This is a genomic window from Geomonas sp., from assembly GCF_035254065.1.
Lineage (GTDB): Bacteria > Desulfobacterota > Desulfuromonadia > Geobacterales > Geobacteraceae > Geomonas.
This window is the reverse complement of the sequence record NZ_DATFBA010000411.1, coordinates 1-4708: the sequence shown is the minus strand read 5'-3', so window position 1 is coordinate 4708 and position 4708 is coordinate 1. Positions and strand designations below refer to the sequence as shown.

At 61.1% G+C, this 4708-nt stretch carries 5 protein-coding genes; 4 read left to right on the top strand and 1 reads right to left on the bottom strand.

Annotated elements, in window-relative coordinates; genetic code table 11:
* Positions 1-59: 59 nt before the first annotated feature.
* The 4 genes from VJ604_RS19215 to VJ604_RS19200 all read left to right on the top strand — a co-directional run bounded on the left by VJ604_RS19215 (position 60) and on the right by VJ604_RS19200 (position 3273).
* Positions 60-293: a hypothetical protein gene (locus tag VJ604_RS19215; RefSeq protein ID WP_324085319.1), complete on the top strand. Its 234-nt coding sequence runs from the start codon at positions 60-62 to the stop codon at positions 291-293.
* Positions 290-1099, top strand: a complete 810-nt coding sequence (locus VJ604_RS19210) for a hydrogenase maturation protease (protein ID WP_324085317.1) — start codon at positions 290-292, stop codon at positions 1097-1099. Before VJ604_RS19215 ends, VJ604_RS19210 begins: the two co-directional genes overlap by 4 nt.
* A 38-nt stretch (positions 1100-1137) precedes the next feature.
* Positions 1138-1263 (top strand): hypothetical protein, encoded by a 126-nt coding sequence (locus tag VJ604_RS19205; protein ID WP_324085315.1) that lies wholly within the window; start codon positions 1138-1140, stop codon positions 1261-1263.
* 240 nt (positions 1264-1503) lie between these two features.
* Complete coding sequence (locus tag VJ604_RS19200; RefSeq protein WP_324085313.1) at positions 1504-3273, top strand: phage tail protein; 1770 nt, start codon at positions 1504-1506, stop codon at positions 3271-3273.
* 192 nt (positions 3274-3465) lie between these two features.
* Here the strand turns inward: VJ604_RS19200 and VJ604_RS19195 are convergent.
* Positions 3466-4708 (bottom strand): HD-GYP domain-containing protein (locus VJ604_RS19195; RefSeq protein WP_324085311.1); only part of this gene is annotated, 1243 nt, incomplete at its 5' end.

Genomic DNA, 4708 nt, shown 5'->3' with positions numbered 1-4708 from the left:
CCCTCCCTTTCAAGGGGAGGGACAGGGTGAGGATGGGGTAGGTAAAAAGGAGGTTTCCAATGAACACCGAAGAAGAAACCGAGGAGTCCGGCATCCGCATCGGATCACCGGCCGTCTCCCAAGCCGATCCGACCCACGTGCCGGGCGTGCGCAGCGGCAATAAGCCCGGCGCCTACGACCATTCCCCCGGCCACCTTCCCGGCGACCGCTCCACCGCCCGCCGTTCAACCGGCATCAACAGCAAGGACCGCGACCCGATCCTGCCCGAGATGCCCAACCTGTCGCCGTCATGAGCGCGCCGGGATTCGACGGGCCGGGAGCTGGCTTCCTGGAGACCATGGCGAGCTGCGGGGCTGGCGAGGTGAAGCTGGCAGGGGGCGTGCTCCGGGCGGGCACCCGAGTCAGGCTGAAGCCGCGGCCCGGTGGCGATGTCCTCGACATGGCGCTGGCTGGCCGGGTGGCCGTCGTTGAGGGGATCGACGAGGATGATCTCGGCGGGATCCACGTCGGGGTGGTCATCGAAGACGATCCCGGGCGCGACCTCGGAGAACTGCGGCATCCGGCCCACCGCTTCTTCTTCGCCCCCGACGAGCTGGAACTGATTCCCGCCGAGTATGAACGGGCTCTCCGGCGGGTGCTGGTAGCCGGCATTGGCAACGTCTTCCTGGGCGACGACGGCTTCGGAGTGGAGGTAGTTAAGCGACTGCTCGATCACCCGCTGCCGGACGGCATCGTAGTCTGCGACTTCGGCGTGCGCGGCCTCGACCTCGCCTACGCGCTGGTAGGAGGCTATGACGCCGCCATCCTGGTTGACCTCGCCCCCCGGGGCGGCTCGCCGGGAAACCTGTACCTCATGGAGCTCGATCAACCGAGCGGCGAACCTATTTCTCTGGACTCTCACCAGATGAGCCCGCAGATCGTCTTGACCATGGCCAGTCAACTGGGGACACTGCCGCCTCAGCTGCTTTTGGTCGGCTGTGAGCCGACCGAGGATCGGATCGAGTCCATGTCCATGGAGATGACCCCGGAAGTGGCCGCCGCCGTGCAGCCGGCCGCCGAAATGGTGCGGGAGTTAGCGGGTCGCCTCAGGATCCAGTAGGCTTGAGGTGGCTGATAAGCCAAGCAGAGGAGGACACCATGAAGAAAGCGCAAGCCAAGATCATCCGCAAGAGCCTCATCTATACCTGCGCCGGCATAACCGCTTGGCTGCTTGTGCAGGAACTGCCTGCTATGGTTCGTTATTATAAAATGAAGAGACTGTAGGATCAGGACCTGGTCTTTACCCCCATTGTAAATCGATTCCTCCTCGACTTCATGTTCCAGTTGACGAACGATGAATCTGCCTTGAGGTTCCAAAGTGGAACCTCAAGTGCGGGACCATCCCCAGCCTTTTAGCCTACTTCTGCCACCACTCTTTTCCAATTTACAATCCCGGCTTATTAACATATATTCCTGCACCAACGGTGTTGTGTCAGCCTGTGCCATGTATGGTGGAGGGGTTTTATGAGACAGCGTGTGAACTCCGCTTTGGCGCGGTCCCTCTTTGCCTTGCTTGCCTTGGCCGGCTGCGGCGGTGGCGGCTCGCCAAACAGTGCTGCACCGCCTAGCAACTCGCTTTCGGTGATCATTGATCCTCCCTCCTACGATACCTCCGCTGTAGCCTCCACTGCCGTCGATCTCAGAGGGCAAACCACCTGTGATGCCTGTCCGAAATCGGAGACTGCTTTCGGAGGGTGCCCCCCCATCTTGCCTCCGCAAACCTCATCCATCAGCGTGTCCTGGAAAAACCGGACCACCGGCGCTGCTGGCGAGGCCTATCATGGCATCGTCGGCTCATGTGCCTGCCTGTTTTCCTACTGCACTACCTCATACAGCCACAAGTGGGCGGCCTACGGTGTACCAATTGCGCCGGGTGAAAATATCATCGACATCATTGCAGCGGGGGCGGGGAGTTCCGGTTCGAGCTCGCTTAAGATCACCCGCATACCCTCCACGCCGCAAGGGTTGGCAATAGCTTCTGCAAAAGGAGAGGTCACTCTTCAATGGGACGGCGTCTCCGGCGCCACCTCGTACAACCTCTATTGGTCCACTTCACCTACTCTCACCAAGCAAACCGCGACCAAGATCGCCGGGGTCTCCAGCCCGTACACTCATGCCGGTCTCACCGATGACACCACCTACTACTATTTCGTGACGGCCGTCAACGGTGCCTACGAAAGTTCGGAGTCGCCAACGGTATTCGCATCCCCCGGGTGGATCTCGCAAACGGTGGCATCCACAACCGCTGCGGCCGAGCAGAGAAGCACCTCTCTCGCCATCGATTCCGCCGGGATCACGCACGTCAACTATGCGTATAGCGAATGCACCAATTACGGCACCCTGCCGACGGGGGACCGATACTGCAGTACCTACAGCTATCACAATAACTACCTGACCGACTTCAGCGGAGCATGGATCTCGCAGCCCGCGCCCTCTTCCTTCTACATCGATGCCGGCATAGCGGTGGATTCAGACGATACCGTCCATCTGAGCTACCTGAATCGAGGGGTGGTCCATGCCGTGTTCTCGGCGGGAAGCTGGGTCTCGGAGGTCGTCGATCCCCTAGGCTGGTGCGGCTCCTCGATTGCGGTCGATTCCTCAAAACACGTGTCGGTAGCCTACATGGCAGGAACGTCGTCAGGCAACGACATCCGCTACGGGACCAACTCTTCGGGAGCCTGGTCAACGGGAGTGGTGAGCACATCCAGTCAGGATGCCGGCTGCACCCTGCCATCCGGCAGACTCTCCCTTGCCGTCGATCCGGCCGGCGCCGCCCAGATCGCCTATGCCGGGCCTTATCCTGGATACGGTGTCAAGTACGCAACGGATCAAGGCGGGCGCTGGGTCATCCAGACCGTCGACAGCTGCTACGTGCAAAGCCTGGCATCTGCGGTGGATGGGAATGGCAGGGGGCATGTGGCCTACAACGACAACACCGGCCAGATCAGGTACGCCCATCAGGATGCAGCGGGGGGATGGGGCGTCGAGGTCATCGAGAGCTCGGGAGCATTGCCGGGAGTCTCCCTTGCGCTGGATGCGGCCGGCAACGCCTATATCAGCTACCTGACCTATGGCGGGCTCAGGTTCGCCGCCAATGCCGGAGGCTCCTGGCGCATCATTGCATTGGACGGCAATGCCGGCGCAGACACGGCAATTGCGTTGGATTCCCTGGGCAACGTCCATATCAGCTACTTTGACGCCAGTGGAAACCTCAAAGACATCAGTAACCGATAGAGCCGGGAGCCAGCAGTGGCACCGGGCGTTGACGGTGGTGGTGTTATAAGCTGATCGGTAACAACGCTGTGGAGCCGGACAAGAAACGGTGGCGTTTATCAGTTGATCGGCAAGAAGGCTGTCGTGCAGAAGAGGGGCGTGGTGCCAGGGATTGATTAAGTGCAGATCTTTGCCGGGTGATGGGCGGGGATTTTAGCTGGCGAGGAGATAGCTGGCGATGTCGAGATTCTTCAGCAGCGGATCGACGGTGGCGATGATGGACGCATAGCAGTTGCCGTTCTCGCTGGCGAGACTCACCAGCTTCGGCTGTTTCAGTATCTCCCCCTGGGCATCGATGACCACCTTGAGGGCGGGGTCCGCGCTTTCAATGGGGTTCGGTTTCACCACCAGGGCGATCTCGTTGTTGTCCAGCCGGACCAGGCTCCCCACCGGATACTCCCCCATCATGGTGGTGAACTTCTCGACCAGCTCGCTGTTGAGGGTGCTGCCGGAGAGCCGGTGAATGATGTCGATCGCCTCCTTCGGAGAGGTGGGGATCTGGTAGGCCCTCAGCGTGGTGATGGCGTCGTAACAGTCGGCGACGGCGACCATCTCGGCCAACATGCTGAAGGACTGGGTGCTGGCCCATTCGGGATAGCCGGTGCGGTTGTACTTGATGTGATGGCCGAGCACCACGTCGGCGACCTCGGGGTTGATCTCCTTCATCTCCCGGACGATCTTGGCCCCTTCCTCGGGGTGCCTTTTCATCTCCCTGAACTCCTCATCGGACAGCTTGCCGGGGCTGTTCAGGATGGTCCTGTCGATCTTGGTCTTGCCGATGTCGTGGAGCAGGGCCGCCATGTTCAGCTTCTGCAGCGCATCACGATCCAGCCCGCAGAAGGAGCCCAAGGCCAGGGCGAGTATGCCGACGTTGACCGAGTGGTGGAAGGTGTAGTCGTCGTAATTCTTGATCATGGAAAGGGCGAGCAGGGTGGTGTTGTCTTCCATGGTCACCGACACCATGTTGTTGGCCACCGACTTGATCCAGTCCCCCGAAGGAATCCTCCCTTTCTCCACCTCCCGCATGGTGTCCCTCACCGCGTTGATGGCTTCCAGGTACATGCCCGAAGCGGCACCGGCCCTTTGTTCGGCGTCGTCACCGGCGGTCAGCTGGTCGATGCCCAGGCGGATCGCCTGGATGCCGTGCCGTTCCATCTCACCCGGCAGCAGGTCGGCGTTACTGTCCCGGCGCGCGAGCAGAGACGCGAATTGGAAGATTTCGTCGGGGGTAACGCCGGCGGAGATGGTGATGGCGTAGACCTCCTTCTTGCTCAGGCGCTCAGCCAGTTCCGCCACTGCCGGGGTGGGGGCGACCAGCAGCCGGTTGCCCAGGAAGAAGGTGCCGTCGACCACCCCAAGGTGGAGTGCCCTGTGCTCGTTGAGCAGGTTGCCAAGG